Raw genomic sequence first — 16003 nt, 5'->3', positions numbered from 1 at the left:
TGACAGCCGATTTCAAAAAAATAAAAAACATGGGGTTTGTTTTGGTATGTGTACTTTGGTGTTCTGAAGAAACTTTATTTTCAGGGCAGAATTTATATGCTTCGCATTGTAAATTATCCTTCTATTTCTCGCTGAAACGATACCGTCCTACAAAAAGGACGGCAAAGCAGTTTCTACTTGGATGTTTACTCAGGTACTTTGCGGGGGCCCCAAAACATATAAAGAAAGGGCGGAAGCTTCGCCAATTTAAACCGGTCTTTTCGCAGCAGTTCCCTTCAAGGCATGGTCCTTGCGGTACTGTCCCGGCGTCAGACCGGTTTCTTTTTTGAACTTGCGGATGAAATTCGGCGCATCCAGATAACCCACCTGCTCAATGATTTCCTTAAGCGGTGCACTCGTATTCTCCAGCAGCCGGATGACCTCATCCACCCGCCGCTGCCAGATATACTGTGAGAAATTGCTGCCGGTCTTCTCTTTGAAGCTCCGGCTTAAATAAGAGGTCGATATGGCGAACTTCAGCGCCACATGCTCCAGGCTGAGTGTATAATCTGCGAACTGCTGGTCTACGTAAGCAAGTATGTCGTCCATTAATGTGGACTCACCTGTCTCCGTATTCCGCTCAACCTGCTCACAGATGGCGGTGGCCAGAGAGCGCAGGCGGCTCTCCAGCTCTTCGAGAGTCTCGAAGGAGGTCAGTCCCGGCATATCTGCGAACACTTCGTCCATACCAAGCTCGGAGGCCGTGCGCAGAAAAGCGTTCAGCAGATCGAAACAGATGCAGCGCAGCAGACCAGCCTGCAGCGGCTCATCCTTGATTGTGTCGATGGTGTCAGCAATCATTTGCCGGGCAACGGATTCATTGCCCTGCTTAAGGCTCTGCTCCAGCTTCAGCATGGATTTGCGCGGAATCCAGAAGTTCTCGGCGGCAGGCGGATTCGGCTCGGTCAGCTGCTCAAAGTAGGTCACTTGCCCGCTGCGCCGGATCATCCGGTGCTCCAGCGCTGCAGCGGCTTCGATGAAGGATTGATTGAGCCGCGCCAAGTCCCTGTAGGCCATGCCGACACCGATGCTCAGCGCCAGCTGCGAGTGCTCGCGAATCACAGCTTGAATAGCTTCAATAACCTGCTCCATGCGGCTCAGAACCGGTCCTTCCTCATCGCCGGGAAGTGAAATAATCAGAGCAAACTGGTTCTTGGCTGAGAATTCAACACCGAAAATCTGGGCATCAGGACCGGGCAGGCATATATTGCTGAGCATCTCCTGCAGCAGATGGCGTTCATGTGAGGAGCCGGCCCCCGGCTCAGTGTTATCCCAGGACAGGATGGCCGAGAAATAGAGGTCTTGTCCTTGCGGATGCCTAAGGCCGGCGCTAAGAATCATCTGTTCAATCTCGGGATCATCCGGCTTGCCGTGCTTGAGCAGCAGCAGCATACACTGATTGCGGACAAACGGCTCCTGCAGATCAATTCTGGCACTGTATTCATGAAGCGTTTGCCGGATCCATTCCCATTCGTTACGGAGCTTGAGAGACTCGTTGTCGCTGCCTCTCAGCTTGGCGAACTCCATCAGATCCTTGATCGGATGGTACTGCCGTTTGGCCAGCAGCAGTGCAGCCGCTATGCCGGTGATGACCGTAATACAGAAGACGAGCAGGATCAGCGTCTGGACATGGGCAACGCGGCTAAAAAATTGGAAGCTTGGCATCGTGGTCACGTAGGTCCAGCCATTTTCTTCGGATTGTACAGAGACGACAGAATACTGTTCACCGTCCAGCTCGAGACTATGTATGCCCGGCTCAAGTGTAGATAAGGTGTTCAGTTCCTCCTTGGGCAGGTTGACGCCGTGGCTGTTCGTCGTCAGCACCTCACCGGAGGCGCTGAAGATATAACTGCTTCCCGAGAAATTCCTGAGAATCGAATCCATGACGCCGGTCAGCTTCGATTCTTTCATCAGGTACACAACGGTCCCATAGGGGAACGGATCATTTGGTTTAACCGGAACGAGCATGACCAGCATGGATTCCTTGCGGGAGTTGACAGTCACATTCTCCGCCGGACGCATCAACGGCTGTCTGGTCTCGTTAAGCGCCTGACGTATGTTTTCCGGGGTCCAGTGCTCAAATTGGTAGAGGGTATTGAACGTAACATCAAGATCGGCCAGTCCGCGGTAAGAATAGATGTTGGAATCATCATGAAAATAGAGAAAGAGGTCTTCTGCAATGCTGCTGCTGGCTTTGTAGTTCGCCAGCGCCTGGATCGCCTCCAGGCTGTAATAAGGATGTCTTACCATGTAGGGAGTAAGGTGTCTATCATAGGCAATTCTGCCCGAAATTTCCTGAAGCTCGACCATACGGGTATCTATAGTGTTCTTCACCTGGTTGAGCTGGTTGACATTGGATTGCTCAATTTCGACACGGAGGCCTTTTACAGCGTTTTCATAGACGAAGATAGTTACGGCGGTTAAAGGAATAAGGAACATGAGGATATAGGATAAAGCATACTTCATCAGCAGTTTGGATTTGAGATGATTCCAGTTCAACCGGAATCTGGCGAGCAAGGATGACTTGAGTGCGGATTTTGCCATTATGCGTCCCTCCAGCGTTAAGATGTTCAAATTAGAATTATTTAAATAATAAATCACTGTTCTCTTCTTGATCAAACTTATGCTAATATAAACATTATAACATTATAATCTTTAATATGGAGCAGCAAGTTAAGTTTAAATTCAAATATGCTGCTATCCGGGTTGAAGAAGGAGATGGGAAGAGTGGGCACAGAGAATGTGCTGCGCAATTTGCAGCTTGTTGACGGGCGAATGGTTGATATCGCCATCCGGGACGGGATCATCAGCGCCATTACACCGCCAGGCCAGGCTGAAGGAGAGACCGGGCTGGACTGTTCAGGGTTATATGGATCCAGCGGATGGATTGATTTGCATGTGCATGCCGTGCCTGAGCTTGATCCCTATGGCGATGACATCGATGATATTGGTGTGAAGCAGGGGGTAACGACGCTGGTGGATGCGGGAAGCTGCGGTTCAGACCGGATCGGGGCTTTTTATACTGAGAGTCTGAAGGCTGCAACACGAGTGTTTGCGTTGTTGAATATTTCACGGATTGGGCTCGAACGGACAGATGAGCTGTCGCAGCTGGAATGGATTGACCGGGCCAAGGCCCTGGAGGCGGCAGCGGCGTATCCTGGATTCATTGTCGGTCTGAAAGCCCGCATCAGCCAAAGTGTCGTCAAAGACAGCGGCATAGAGCCGCTCAAGCTGGCACGCAGACTGTCGGAAGAAACGAAGCTTCCGCTCATGGTGCATATCGGTTCCTCGCCGCCGGCTATTTCCGAAGTGCTGGAGCTGCTGCGGCCGGGTGATGTGATCACCCATTATCTTAACGGTAAGTCCAATAATTTGTTCCATGCGGACGGCACACCGCTGCATGGGCTGCTGGATGCAGCCGCCCGCGGGGTTCATCTGGATGTGGGGCATGGCACCGCGAGCTTCTCCTTCCGGATTGCAGAGCAGGCCAAGGCGGCAGGCATTGCGCTGAATACAATCAGCACAGATATCTACCGGGGCAACCGTCTGAACGGGCCGGTGTACAGCATGTCGAACGTGCTGACGAAATTTCTGTATCTCGGCTACGGTCTGGAAGAGGTCATCCGCGCAGTCACAAGCAGCGCAGCGGAGTGGCTGGGCAAGCCGGAGCTTGGGCAGATCAGAGTAGGCCAGCAGGCGAACCTGACCTTGTTTGCCCTGGAGGCCGGCGAGAAGCAGCTTAAGGACTCGGAAGGCGATGTCCGGGTCGCGCACCACTATATTGAGGCTAAAGGAGTCTTTGCAAATGGGTCACTCATTACATGCTAGATATGGATTGAAGCGCGTTATTAATGCCAGTGGAAGAATGAGCATCCTTGGCGTATCCGCACCAACAGATACGGTGATGGAGGCGATGAAGCAGGGCGGACAGAAGTATGTGGAAATTGCGGATCTCGTGGACAAATCCGGAGATTACATTGCCCGGCTGCTAGGTTCCGAAGGCGCGGTTGTCGTGAATTCGGCATCCAGCGGCATCGCGCTGTCGGTGGCAGCCGTTGTGACCGGCGGAGATCCGCGGCTCAGCCTCCGGCTGCATCAGGAGCCGGTACTGAAGAACGAGATTATTATGCTGAAGGGTCATAATGTGCAGTATGGAGCTCCGGTCGAAACCATGGTATTCCTTGGCGGAGGCCGGGTGGTGGAGGCCGGATACGCCAATGAAGGCCGCAAAGAGCATATTGAGCAGGCGATCTGTGAGCGCACCGCAGCCATTCTCTATGTCAAATCCCATCATACTGTCCAGAAGAATATGATTTCCGTGGAAGAGGCCTGGGAGGTTGCGGGGCGCAGAGGGGTGCCGCTAATCGTTGATGCGGCTGCGGAAGAGGATCTGCTGAAGTATGTCCAATATTCCGATCTTGCCATTTACAGCGGCTCGAAGGCAATTGAAGGTCCGACCTCAGGCATTGTCGCCGGCAAGAAGAAATATGTCGAGTGGCTAAAGGTACAACTGCACGGGATCGGCCGCAGCATGAAGGTCGGCAAAGAGACAACCTTCGGGCTGCTCCAGGCCCTTGAGGAATATCAGGACAAGGCCGACAGCAGCGAATTGGAGAAAAAGGCTCTGGAGGTCCTTCAGCCGTTGGCCGAAATGCCCGGAGTTTCGGTCCGCATCGTGCAGGATGAAGCAGGCAGAGCCATATTCCGTGGACGCATCCAGATTGAGTCCTCCGCTGCGGGGGTGGACGCCAAGACCGTCAATGACGGGCTGCGTGAAGGTGAGATTGCGGTGTATACCCGGGACTATGGCGTGAAGCAGGGCTATTTCGATATCGATCCAAGGTCTCTGCAAGGGGATGATCTTCAGGTCATCGTAAGCAGAATAAGCGAAATCGTGGGGGGGGGAAACCGAATGAGTAATATTCAGCAGCGCTTGTATAAGAACAGAGCCGCACTTAATGTCTTGGCAGGCGGCATTGAGAACGCCAAGGAGATTTATGCGGCAGCGGAGGGGCATGTCCTGGTAGGCGTGCTCTCCAAAAATTACGCCACGGCGGAGGAAGCGGCAGCCGCCATGACGGAATATGGTCGAGCTATTCAAGATGCCGTATCCATCGGCCTGGGAGCAGGAGACAACCGGCAGGCGGCAGTTGTGGCGGAGATTGCCAAAAGCTATCCGGGAAGCCATATCAATCAGGTATTTCCGGCAGTGGGGGCGACCCGCGCCAATCTGGGAGCCCAAGGCAGCTGGATCAACAGCCTGGTCTCTCCCTGCGGAAAGCCGGGCTATGTAAATATATCGACCGGTCCCATCAGCTCGGGGAACGAGCCGCAAGCCATTGTGCCGGTTCATGCCGCCATTGCACTGGTTCGTGACATGGGTGGCAATGCGCTCAAATATTATCCGATGCAGGGGCTGAAGCTGGAAGAGGAGTACCGTGCGGTTGCCAAGGCCTGCGGGGAAGCCGGCTTTGCTCTGGAGCCTACGGGTGGAATCGACATGGACAACTTTGGCCCCATCCTGGAGATTGCGCTGCAGGCAGGCGTGCCGCAGGTCATCCCGCATGTCTATTCCTCGATTATTGACCCGCAGACCGGGAATACGAACGTAGAGGATGTCAGCAGACTGCTCGAAACTATGAAATCGCTGGTGGATCAGTATGCCTAGGATTGCTGCTTTTGGCGAAGTGATGATGCGGCTGCAGGTTCCTGGCTATGAAACGCTGGTCCAGAGCAGCAGGCTGGAGTACTCTTTTTCCGGAAGCGGAGTTAATGTAACGGCAGCACTGGCCAGATATGGCCATAACGGTGCTATAATAACCACCTTGCCGGAAACTCCGGTAGGTGAGGCAGCGATAGCTTATCTGCGCAAGCTTGGGGTGGATACGTCACTGATCAGCCGGGGCGGCAAGCAGCTGGGGATGTACTTTCTGGAAAATGGTTTTGGAGCCCGCCCCGGCAGAGTCACTTACACAGACCGGCTGGGCAGCAGCTTCAATACCGCCGAGGCGGGCGATTATGATATGGCGGCTCTTGCCTCCCGTGTAGACGTCCTTCATTTGTGCGGCATTACGCTGGCTATGAATGAAGGAGTGCGCAAGCAGATGAAGCAGCTTGCTGCGGAGGTGAAAAGCGCCGGTGGCAAGGTTGTCTTTGACTGCAATTACCGCCCGGGGCTATGGGGTACGGATGGCTATGCCAAGGCCCGCCCGCATTATGAAGATCTGCTGGAGCTGGCGGATACGGTGATGATGAATGAGAAGGACGCGCAGTTTATTCTTGGCATCGGAACTGGAGAATATGATAGAATAACACAGTTGAAGCAAGCAATTCCTGAGGTGGCGAAGCGCTTCGGAATCGGAACGGCAGCGGGAACCCACCGTGAGATTAATGCTGACAATACGCATTCCTTAACGGGATATATCTATCATCAAGGTACATTCGAGTTTTCCCGTAAGCTGACCTTCCCTGTATTTGACCGGATTGGCGCCGGTGATGCTTTTGCCAGCGCCATCATCCATGGGGAATTGCAGCAGTACCCGTGGCAGCAAACTGTTAATATGGCAGCAGCGGCGGCGATGCTGGCCCACACCACCCAAGGCGACACCGCGCTTTTTACCGAGGGTGAGGTGCTCCGGGCGTTGTCTGACCATACCTTAGATGTTGAAAGGTAGTGAACGGCGCGTGTCACTGAAACGCAAGCAAGGTCCTTTATATCAGCAAATTCAAAAAATCCTCAGAGACCGGATTCTGCACGGTGTATATCCTCTGGGGAGCATCATTCCCTCCGAGCCGCAGCTGGAAAAGGAATTCGGTGTCAGTAAAATGACGGTCCGCGGCGCGGTCCAGGAGCTGTCCCAGGAGGGTTATGTACAAAAGAAAAGCGGCGTCGGAACCATTGTGATGCGCAATACCTCCTATCAGAAACTCTCCAAGGGCAAAAAATTTACAGAGCTGCTCGTAGAAGAGGGACATAAGCTGGAAAAAAGACTGCTGGTGTCTGAGCTCATTACGAATGATGCCGGTACGGAGGAATACCATCGCCACGGTCCGTATTGCCAGCGGATCGAACGTCTCTACATTCTGAACGGACAGCCTTATATTCATCTGATACACTTCCTGACAGCAGAAGCGCTGCCCGGCGGAGGTGCCAAAGAAATGGGTGCGGATATCCAGTCGCTGTATGACTCTTTGGAGGAGAACGACATTGTGCTGGAGAACTTCAAGGACCGTTTTTTTGTGGAGCCGGCACCTCCTGAGGTCTGTCTGCTGCTGAAGCTTCCACCGGGGACGCATGTGCTCAAGCGCCTGCGCAACTCCTACGACGGGGAAGGCAGGCTGATCGAACACAGCGTCGGCTGCTATAACACAGAGCTTCATCATTATCTGGTCAGTTATGACACTTGATTAGTTCCTCTCAGACTTTCGTTGCTTGCAGCGGGAGTCTTTTTTCTATGCGGGAAATACTTCATAACAAAAACCTGATGGTCCATAAGCGCTGAGTAATATGATAGAATGATAGGCAAAGTTCCAGCGAATTTGGTGCAGCAAGTGAGTGCGAAGGAGAGAGATCATTGACGAAGATGAATTACCCGGTCATTGAAACAGACAGGTTGAAGTTAAGATTGCTGACGATTGAAGATCGTGAGGCGGTATTCCGCCATTTCTCGGAGGAAGAAGTAACGCGTTACATGGATATTCCGCCCTGCAGGGACATTAGCGAAGCGGATGAAATTATCCAGTTTCACATCGACGATTCGGGCTGCCGCTGGGGAGTATTCGATAAGCAGCAGGATCAATTGGCAGGGACCTGCGGCTATCATTGCTGGACAACCGGACCTGAGGGCAAAGCAGAAATCGGCTTTGATCTGTCCAGAGACTTCTGGGGCAGGGGACTGATGACCGAAGCACTCCTTCCGGTGATCACCTTTGGTTATGAAGAGATGGGGCTTGAGGTCATTGAAGCTACAGTTGATCCGGGGAACGATAGATCCCTTCGCCTGCTGACAGCGTTGGGGTTTTGTAGAGATGAGGAGCTGGTAGACAATCTGGTATACTTCTATATGCGGCGAAATCAATTTGCCGGCTAGACACTCTTGCCGATTACGATTAAAGTCCGATACATAGCGATGAAGCCTGATATATAGTGAAAATTGAAAGCGTTATCCACGGGAGGGAGTGCGATCAAATCAATAGTTCCTCTAAACAAAATAAAACACAGTGGAATAATGAGATATTTTTCTTTTCAAATGACATGGTTTGTGAGAGAATAGTTTCAATTCTTAATTAAATTGTTAACGGTTGCCAATTATGAATGGGAGGAAATACCAATGTCAGAAGACCGCAAGCTGTCGTTTGAAACTTTAGCCGTTCATGCAGGACAAGAGATCGATCCAACTACTTTATCGCGTGCCGTACCGTTGTATCAGACCACTTCCTACGGGTTCCGTGATGCGGAACATGCAGCCAATTTGTTCGCGCTCAAGGAATTCGGCAATATCTATACCCGTTTGATGAATCCGACCACCGATGTGTTCGAGCAGCGGATTGCCGCGCTTGAAGGCGGGGCAGGAGCCCTTGCCACAGCTTCAGGGGCAGCGGCAATTTCCTTCTCTATTCTGAACATCGCCGGTGCAGGGGATGAAATTGTGTCCTCCGCAAGTCTCTATGGCGGAACATACAACCTGTTCTCTACCACACTGCCCAAGCTGGGCATCAAGGTTCATTTTGTGGATTCGGATAATCCTGAGAACTTCCGCAGTGCGATTACAGATAAGACGAAGGCACTCTACGCCGAAACGATCGGCAATCCGCAGGGAAATGTACTGGATATTGAAGCCGTGGCGGCCATTGCCCATGAGCATGGCATTCCGCTGATTGTGGATAATACCTTCCCGAGCCCGTATTTGCTTCGTCCGATTGAGTATGGAGCCGACATCGTAGTGCACTCAGCTACCAAATTCATCGGCGGGCATGGTACCTCCATCGGCGGAATCATTGTGGACGGCGGCAAATTCGACTGGAAAGCCAGCGGCAAATTCCCGGGGCTGACCGAGCCGGACCCAAGCTATCATGGCGTGGTTTACACGGAAGCTGTAGGACCGATTGCCTATATTATTAAAGCCCGCGTGCAGTTGCTGCGTGATTTGGGCGCTGCGATTTCGCCGTTTAACTCTTGGCTGCTGCTGCAAGGGCTGGAGACTTTACATTTGCGTCTTGAGCGTCACAGCCAGAATGCGCTGAAGGTTGCACAGTATCTGGAAGCCCATGAGAATGTGGAATGGGTCAGCTATGCCGGATTGCCGAGCCATCCTTCCTATACACTTGCCCAGAAGTATTTGCCAAAGGGGCAAGGCGCAATCCTTACCTTCGGAATTAAGGGCGGAGCCGCAGCGGGCGTCAAGCTGATAGAGAATGTGAAGCTGTTCTCCCATTTGGCCAATGTCGGTGATTCCAAGTCACTGATTATTCATCCGGCGAGCACTACACATCAGCAGCTTTCTGCCGAAGAGCAGACAACAGCAGGTGTGACCCCTGAATTGCTGCGTTTGTCGATTGGTACGGAATCCATTGACGATATTCTGTATGATCTGGAGCAGGCGATTGCTGCCAGCCAGCAATAAAGACAGCACAGCAACTGCACTTAAATAGTTACGGCCTGCAGCGCTTCGCTGCAGGCTATCAAGGCCTTTGCCATTATGCGGAGCCGTTTCCTTCATAATTATGAATCAGATTAATTCTAGGTGATTGTTCGCCTGCATGATCCTGTTCATACTTTGACAGGGCGGTGCATGGGGCAGATGGCCTTTTTGCATAGCTGAAGGAATGCAGAATATCGTTTCCCCTCAAAGCATATGCCTTACACAAGGGAGCGCCGGGTGATTTCACGCTTCTGCAACCGTTAAGAACTTACTCATTTGACAACGCTTGCATATTTCATGGCCCATTCCCGTATTTATAAAAAGAAGCAGCGTAACATGCCGGTGTCAACACGTCCCTAAAACGGCGGCCGGCAGCAATCCAATGCCAAAAAGGTGGGTGCGGTGATGAAGGGTGAACAACAGCAGGATCATGTTCGGAGTAATGAGGAGCGCCCGTTCAAGTATAACGCCGGTGATCGGGCTATAGGAGTGGAGATGAGCCAGGCTGCATCCGTGGCTTCCGCTGCTGCGGAATTTATAGACGAAGGGGAGCGGCAAAAGGGAATGGGTCCACTAAACCGTGCTTATTTCAAGCGTCCGGGGGAACGTCCGGCCTTTCTGGTGCTGCGTGACGGCTGTGAGGATCGCCCGCTTTTCCGGGAGGATGCCGGAACGGCTCCGGTGGGCCCTTGTCTGATCCGGAGCGAAGAGTGGCTCAATACTCCCGAGCTAGCCGAGCTGTATGACAGCTGGTTGACAGGGGAGGATGAAGTCCAGACGGAACGGACATTGCAGCGGATCTATTACCGGCTGCGGGCCGCATCCTTGGCGCTGCTGGAATCAGCAGACGGGGCCTGGACCGCGGTCACCCTGCTATATACCCCGGAGCTTGCCGCGTTGCCTGCAAGGCTGGCCGTGCTTCAGGATGCGCAGCTCGAAGCGCTGTTCTCCGCCGTGGCGGAGAGCCAGCGGCTGGGCAGCGACTGCCGCGTGGATCTGCTGGCGCCTTATCCGGCCAGCGCGCCCGAATTCGCGGTGATGCGCGAATTCATCGAGGACGTGGCCGAACAGACACTCGGCCACGCTTATGCGGCGGCTTGCCGCATCGGGGCGCTGATCGCGCCCGGTGCGCATTACGCCGCCGGGGAAATCGCGCGCATCGCCGATTTCCTTGTGCTGGACGGCGCGGCCTGCGGGCACGCGCCGGAAGCCAGCTCCGCCGAGGGCTTTGCCCGTGCGGCGGGAGAGATGCTGGCCGCCGTGCGGCGCGTGAAGCCGGCGGCGGTGGTGCTCGCCGCGGGGGCACCGGCGGCGGCCGCGCTTGCCGATCTGTATGCGATCGGCATGAGCGGGATCTTTTGCAGCGCTGGCCAGCGGACCGAAGCGCTGCTCAGGGCAGCCTGCCTGACCTGGATGGCCCGGCAGGACCATAACGAAGATCCAGCCGCCGGCGGTTGGCTGTAGGATTTCCGGGCGCCCTCCCGCTCTGGCAATAGCCGGCGGCCGGGCGCCTGTCCAGCGAATATCCGCCATTTTATGCGGCGGCTCGCATATCCGTTATCATTGGTGTGCCTGTTCAAATGATTTCTGGTATTCCGGGCATCTGTACAACGATTAGCCCGCATCCGGACATAAGACTAACCTCCCCGGCAGCTATTTAGCCTGATACTGGCTGGGGGTAGAAGCCGCTGCAATTTAACCGAATGATGATGAGGTCTCGTGGGATAATTGCACTTTGTACATCTATTTCATTACTTTTTTAGCTTTATTGAGCTATAGTTGCATTCAATACAGCTATAAAAAGCAAAATTGGCCCGCAGAGGAGCAATCGGCTATTTTTAGCTGCATGAACTACAACTATTTCACCAAAACGTTTGTTTCTGCCGTGAATAGTTGCAGTAAATACACTTATGTCTATCGGATAGCAGGCAACGTACTCGTATCCAATCGGTTCAGCCAATTATCCTTCCATGATTCTTAAGGTAATTGAAAATGTGGTAACCGATGCATCCCCTTGTTCCGCATTGCTGCGGTAAACATGGGGATGTTTGCGTTCGAAGGGAGGGGGAGCACTGGTAGGACAAGGATAGGCTTGAGAGACGAAGGGACTTTTAAAGATGCAATCAAGGATGGATACTCAAGTGCTCATTTTATTAAGTTTCTTTAGACCCCGCGTTTCTAATATTGCCCACGTATACTGTTGCTCACGACCCGCGATGTTGAGGTTACCGTCAAGCCCTTGATTTCCTGTTACCCCATTTGCCCACGTACATTGTTGCTCTCAATGCCGCGGTGCTAAGGTTACCCTCAAGCTCTTGATTTCCACAATCCCTCAGTTACCAATGTGCGCTGTGCTCATGATCCCCGCGTTGCTGATCCTACCCTTGTTCTCTTGATTCTTACGTTACCCAATGTCCAAGTTACGCCGTTGCTCACAATACCCAGTTACCCCAAGCACGCAACCCATACTCGTCATTCATTCATTCATTCATTCACCCACCCACCCACCCATATTGTAGTCGTCATCCCCGTAACCCCCCTCAAAAAAAAGGCTAGTCTCGGGTTTACATTCGAACGGAAAGTGGTATAGTATAACTATAAGTTGCATTGAGGAAATATATTTGCATTATTGCAACAATGATTATCATTCTCATTTACCATGCTGTCCCGGCTGAGCCGGGGCAGCATGTGTCATTTTAAGGGCTTTAATAATGGCTCTCATTCTCAGTTGGCTGCTCTTCATCTTGTCAAGGACAGAATGCCAATGCTCCTAAACCAATCAGGAAGGTGATTATTCATGCAAGCAACATCCAAACAAATGCCAAAACCAATAGCGCGCCAAGGCAACGCGCAGCAGCCCCGGACACCGGAGCCGCGACGTTTCGATCCGAAGGCTATGCTGGGCAATTCCGAAATGCAGGCTGCCCTGGGCAGCGGATTACTTATGCTGATTGCTTGGGCAACCAGCGGCTGGTCGGAAATCCTCTCAGTGCTGCTCTACGTGATCTCTTATACGGTAGGCGGCTGGATTAAAGCGAAGGAAGGTGTGGAGACACTGGTCAAGGAACGCGACCTCGATGTCAACCTGCTGATGATCGCTGCCGCTCTGGGCGCCGCTTCAATCGGCTACTGGAACGAAGGTGCGATGCTAATCTTCATCTTTGCACTGAGCGGTGCTCTGGAGAGTTATACCATGGAGCGCAGTAAAAAGGACATCTCCTCCCTGATGGCCCTGAAGCCGGCCACGGCAGTGCGCATTGAGCAGGGGGCAATGAACGAGGTTGCGATTGATCTTTTGGCCATCGGAGATTTGCTGCTGGTGCGGCCCGGTGAACTGATTCCCGCTGACGGTAAAGTGTGTCGGGGTGAATCGGCCGTCAATCAGGCTTCGATCACAGGCGAATCATTGCCGGTAGAGAAAACAGCCGGAAGTGAAGTATTCGCCGGGACCGTCAACGGGGAAGGCCCGCTTTATATCGAAGTTACCAAGGCTGCAGAGAACACCCTTTTTGCCAAGATTATTAAGATGGTGGAAGAGGCGGAGAACGAAGTGCCGGATTCACAGCGGTTTATTAAACGGCTGGAGTCGATTTATGCCCGGGTGGTTGTGGCTGCAACGGTTGCATTGATTGCATTGCCGCCATATCTGCTGGACTGGAGCTGGAGCGATACTTTTTATAAAGCGATGGTCTTTCTTGTGGTGGCTTCACCGTGCGCGCTGGTCTCATCCATCATGCCTGCCATGCTGTCGGCCATTTCCAAAAGTGCGCGCAAAGGCATCCTGTTCAAAGGTGGCGTGCACCTGGAGAATATGGCGCGGACGTCCGTGGTTGCTTTTGACAAGACCGGAACGCTGACTGAGGGGATTCCGCAGGTGACGGATTTTATCGCCGGAGAGGGATATGACCGGAGGGAGCTGCTGTCGGTCAGCGCATCCATTGAGAAATTGTCACGCCATCCGCTGGCGGAAGCGGTTGTCCGCATGGCTGAGGAGGAGCAGGTGGAGCTGTACAATATCCAGGAGAGCAAATCCGTAACCGGCTGGGGGATTGAAGGTACGGTTCAAGGCCAACAATGGAGAATCGGCAAATCCAATCTTTTGGATGAGCCGGCAGTTCAGAGGGATGACGAACCAGTACAGCACTGGAAAACCTTGCGGCAGCAGTTCGAGGCTGAAGGAAAGACCGTGTCGCTGATTCTGGCTGGTGACAAAATCGCCGGGATGATTGCGCTGCAGGATACGGTGCGTCCTCAGGCGGAAGTTGCTGTACGCAAGCTGCAGAAGCTGGGAATTAAGGTGGCTATGCTGACCGGGGACCGGGCAGAGGCGGCGCAGGCAATGGCAGCAAGAACGGGAGTGGACATGGTATTTGCCGATCTTTTGCCGGAAGATAAAGTAAGTCATATTAAAGCGCTCCGTGAGCAATATGGCCATGTGATTATGGTTGGTGATGGGGTCAATGATGCTCCGGCTCTGGCAACGGCCACCGTTGGCATGGGGATGGGTATGAAGGGCAGCGGCGCGGCACTTGAGATTGCCGATGTGGTGCTGATGAACGATAATATTGAAGAGATTTCTTCGACCATTGCGCTGGCCCGCCGGTCGCAGCGTATTGTGAAGCAGAATATGATTTTTGCTGTTACCGTGATCGCCAGCCTGATGCTGGGCAACTTTTTGCAGGGGATCGCGCTCCCCTTCGGTGTTGTTGGCCATGAAGGCAGCACAATTCTCGTGATCCTGAACGGATTAAGACTTTTACGCTAATAAAAGCTGAAATCGACAAACCTACAGGGTATTCCGGAAATTTAATTGCTTAAAATTGAATTGTTCACAAAATGGGTACGATTACAGCGTGTCTGGCATATTGACAACTCCTTCTTGGGTGATCATAATAAGTACTACATTATAATAATTTTAATTAAGGATTGACGCTTAACCGTCCATCTCAAGGAGGATATAGTCATGTACAAATCCATTATCGTTGGTACCGGACCGGCCGGACTGACTGCTGCTATCTATTTGGCCCGCGCCAACCTGAATCCGCTGGTGATTGAAGGTCCGCAACCGGGTGGTCAGCTTACCACTACAACGGAAATTGAGAATTTCCCCGGATTCCCTGAAGGTATTATGGGTCCTGAACTCATGGACAATATGCGTAAGCAGGCTGAGCGTTTCGGTGCAAAGTTTATTACAGGCTGGGTGAACAGCGTAGAGCTGGGGGATCGTCCGTTCAAGCTGAACGTTGAAGGTATGGGAACATTGACTACAGATACACTGATCCTATCGACAGGTGCTACGGCAAAATACCTCGGCATTCCCGGTGAGCAGGACAACATCGGACGCGGTGTCAGCACTTGTGCGACTTGTGACGGATTCTTCTTCCGCGGCAAAGAGATCGTCGTTGTCGGCGGCGGTGATTCCGCCCTTGAGGAAGCTGGCTTCCTGACCCGTTTTGCTTCGAAAGTTACCCTTGTGCACCGCCGTGAAGAGCTGCGAGCTTCCAAAATTATGCAGGATCGTGTCCGCGATAATGCCAAGGTGACCTGGGGGCTGAACCGTACTCCACTGGAAGTGACTTCCGGCGACAAAGGCGTGAACGGTCTGAAGGTTCTTAATAATGAAACCGGCGAAGAGGAATTCATTGAAGCCAGCGGTGTATTTGTAGCTGTCGGCCATCATCCGAATACTTCCTTCCTGGGTGGTCAAATTACAACGGATGCGAGTGGGTATATCGTGACCAATCCGGGTACCTCCGAAACCAATATTCCTGGCGTATTTGCTTGCGGCGACGTTCAGGATACCCGTTACAGACAAGCCATTACGGCAGCGGGCAGTGGTTGCATGGCAGCTATGGATGCTGAGAAATACATCGAAAGCCTGGAGCACAGTGCGGTTATTTTGTAACCCTCTATTTGGAATAAAAGGCACTCCGGTGCTACAATAGATACTACCCTGATCTATACTGTTCATATAAAATTAAGGAGGAGATCAACTATGGAAAATGTAATTGTATACACTTCAACCAATTGCCCGCATTGCCGTCAGGTGAAGAGCTTCCTGAGCGAGAAGGGTGTATCCTACGAGGAACGCAACATCGAGCAGAATGATGATTACGCGCAGCAGGTTTGGGATATGGGTATGAGAGCTGTACCTGTAACCGTCATCGGCGATTTCAAAATCGTAGGCATGAACAAAACGCAATTCGACAAGGCTTTGGCAACTGTATAATACAGCCTTTGCTCTTGAATAAGAGGATACCGGCCGCTTCCGAGATGGGGGCGGTCTTTGCGTTGCCGGGCTTGTATCCGTCCGAATCGTTCAA

General features: G+C 52.6%; 11 protein-coding genes and 1 pseudogene. 11 read left to right on the top strand and 1 reads right to left on the bottom strand.

The window, feature by feature from the left end; genetic code table 11:
* Positions 1 to 246: 246 nt before the first annotated feature.
* Positions 247 to 2583 (bottom strand): helix-turn-helix domain-containing protein, encoded by a 2337-nt coding sequence (locus ACAN56_RS33070; protein ID WP_379148066.1) that lies wholly within the window; start codon positions 2581 to 2583, stop codon positions 247 to 249.
* Between the two features lie 231 nt (positions 2584 to 2814).
* On the opposite strand from ACAN56_RS33070, the gene ACAN56_RS33065 reads away from it, so the two are divergent.
* The 11 genes and pseudogenes from ACAN56_RS33065 (at position 2815) to ACAN56_RS33015 (ending at position 15909) form a co-directional block, all read left to right on the top strand.
* Positions 2815 to 3867 carry an amidohydrolase/deacetylase family metallohydrolase gene (locus ACAN56_RS33065; protein ID WP_379148075.1) on the top strand — a complete coding sequence of 351 codons (1053 nt, stop codon included), beginning with the start codon at positions 2815 to 2817 and terminating at the stop codon, positions 3865 to 3867.
* Positions 3845 to 4942, top strand: a pseudogene (locus ACAN56_RS33060) (DgaE family pyridoxal phosphate-dependent ammonia lyase); the annotation flags it as partial. The gene ACAN56_RS33065 and the pseudogene ACAN56_RS33060, both read left to right, overlap by 23 nt.
* Positions 4943 to 4951: 9 nt before the next feature.
* Complete coding sequence (dagF, locus tag ACAN56_RS33055) at positions 4952 to 5707, top strand: 2-dehydro-3-deoxy-phosphogluconate aldolase (protein ID WP_379148073.1); 756 nt, start codon at positions 4952 to 4954, stop codon at positions 5705 to 5707.
* On the top strand, positions 5700 to 6713 hold the full coding sequence (locus ACAN56_RS33050) for a sugar kinase (RefSeq protein ID WP_379148064.1): 1014 nt from the start codon (positions 5700 to 5702) through the stop codon (positions 6711 to 6713). Before dagF ends, ACAN56_RS33050 begins: the two co-directional genes overlap by 8 nt.
* The gene (locus tag ACAN56_RS33045) at positions 6700 to 7446 is read left to right on the top strand and encodes a GntR family transcriptional regulator (RefSeq protein WP_197073627.1); all 747 of its coding nucleotides are present in this window, start codon (positions 6700 to 6702) and stop codon (positions 7444 to 7446) included. The genes ACAN56_RS33050 and ACAN56_RS33045 overlap by 14 nt, the downstream gene beginning before the upstream one ends.
* Before the next feature lie 176 nt (positions 7447 to 7622).
* The gene (locus ACAN56_RS33040; protein WP_379148071.1) at positions 7623 to 8129 is read left to right on the top strand and encodes a GNAT family N-acetyltransferase; all 507 of its coding nucleotides are present in this window, start codon (positions 7623 to 7625) and stop codon (positions 8127 to 8129) included.
* A gap of 240 nt (positions 8130 to 8369) precedes the next feature.
* On the top strand, positions 8370 to 9662 hold the full coding sequence (locus ACAN56_RS33035) for a homocysteine synthase (RefSeq protein WP_341096463.1): 1293 nt from the start codon (positions 8370 to 8372) through the stop codon (positions 9660 to 9662).
* 423 nt (positions 9663 to 10085) lie between these two features.
* Positions 10086 to 11144, top strand: a complete 1059-nt coding sequence (locus ACAN56_RS33030; RefSeq protein ID WP_379148062.1) for a hypothetical protein — start codon at positions 10086 to 10088, stop codon at positions 11142 to 11144.
* A gap of 1333 nt (positions 11145 to 12477) precedes the next feature.
* A complete protein-coding gene (locus tag ACAN56_RS33025; protein ID WP_379148060.1) occupies positions 12478 to 14445 on the top strand; it encodes a heavy metal translocating P-type ATPase in 1968 nt (655 codons plus the stop codon).
* Positions 14446 to 14643: 198 nt separating this feature from the next.
* Complete coding sequence (gene trxB, locus ACAN56_RS33020; RefSeq protein WP_038596640.1) at positions 14644 to 15585, top strand: thioredoxin-disulfide reductase; 942 nt, start codon at positions 14644 to 14646, stop codon at positions 15583 to 15585.
* Positions 15586 to 15675: 90 nt separating this feature from the next.
* Positions 15676 to 15909 carry a glutaredoxin family protein gene (locus ACAN56_RS33015; RefSeq protein ID WP_038596638.1) on the top strand — a complete coding sequence of 78 codons (234 nt, stop codon included), beginning with the start codon at positions 15676 to 15678 and terminating at the stop codon, positions 15907 to 15909.
* Positions 15910 to 16003: the final 94 nt, after the last annotated feature.

It is taken from the genome of Paenibacillus paludis, from assembly GCF_042610515.1.
Lineage (GTDB): Bacteria > Bacillota > Bacilli > Paenibacillales > Paenibacillaceae > Paenibacillus_AQ.
Note: the sequence above shows the minus strand (reverse complement) of the source record. Positions and strands in the feature narration are given on the sequence as shown.

What these genes read in the sequence shown, in the direction of transcription:
- ACAN56_RS33065 (WP_379148075.1), top strand. Translation starts at nt 2,815, where the DNA reads ATGGTTGATATCGCCATCCGGGACGGGATCATCAGCGCCATTACACCG.
- ACAN56_RS33045 (WP_197073627.1), top strand. Translation starts at nt 6,700, where the DNA reads ATGTTGAAAGGTAGTGAACGGCGCGTGTCACTGAAACGCAAGCAAGGT.
- ACAN56_RS33025 (WP_379148060.1), top strand. Translation starts at nt 12,478, where the DNA reads ATGCAAGCAACATCCAAACAAATGCCAAAACCAATAGCGCGCCAAGGC.
- dagF (WP_379148073.1), top strand. Translation starts at nt 4,952, where the DNA reads ATGAGTAATATTCAGCAGCGCTTGTATAAGAACAGAGCCGCACTTAAT.
- ACAN56_RS33015 (WP_038596638.1), top strand. Translation starts at nt 15,676, where the DNA reads ATGGAAAATGTAATTGTATACACTTCAACCAATTGCCCGCATTGCCGT.
- ACAN56_RS33035 (WP_341096463.1), top strand. Translation starts at nt 8,370, where the DNA reads ATGTCAGAAGACCGCAAGCTGTCGTTTGAAACTTTAGCCGTTCATGCA.
- trxB (WP_038596640.1), top strand. Translation starts at nt 14,644, where the DNA reads ATGTACAAATCCATTATCGTTGGTACCGGACCGGCCGGACTGACTGCT.
- ACAN56_RS33050 (WP_379148064.1), top strand. Translation starts at nt 5,700, where the DNA reads ATGCCTAGGATTGCTGCTTTTGGCGAAGTGATGATGCGGCTGCAGGTT.
- ACAN56_RS33040 (WP_379148071.1), top strand. Translation starts at nt 7,623, where the DNA reads ATGAATTACCCGGTCATTGAAACAGACAGGTTGAAGTTAAGATTGCTG.
- ACAN56_RS33070 (WP_379148066.1), bottom strand. Translation starts at nt 2,583, where the DNA reads ATGGCAAAATCCGCACTCAAGTCATCCTTGCTCGCCAGATTCCGGTTG.
- ACAN56_RS33030 (WP_379148062.1), top strand. Translation starts at nt 10,086, where the DNA reads ATGAAGGGTGAACAACAGCAGGATCATGTTCGGAGTAATGAGGAGCGC.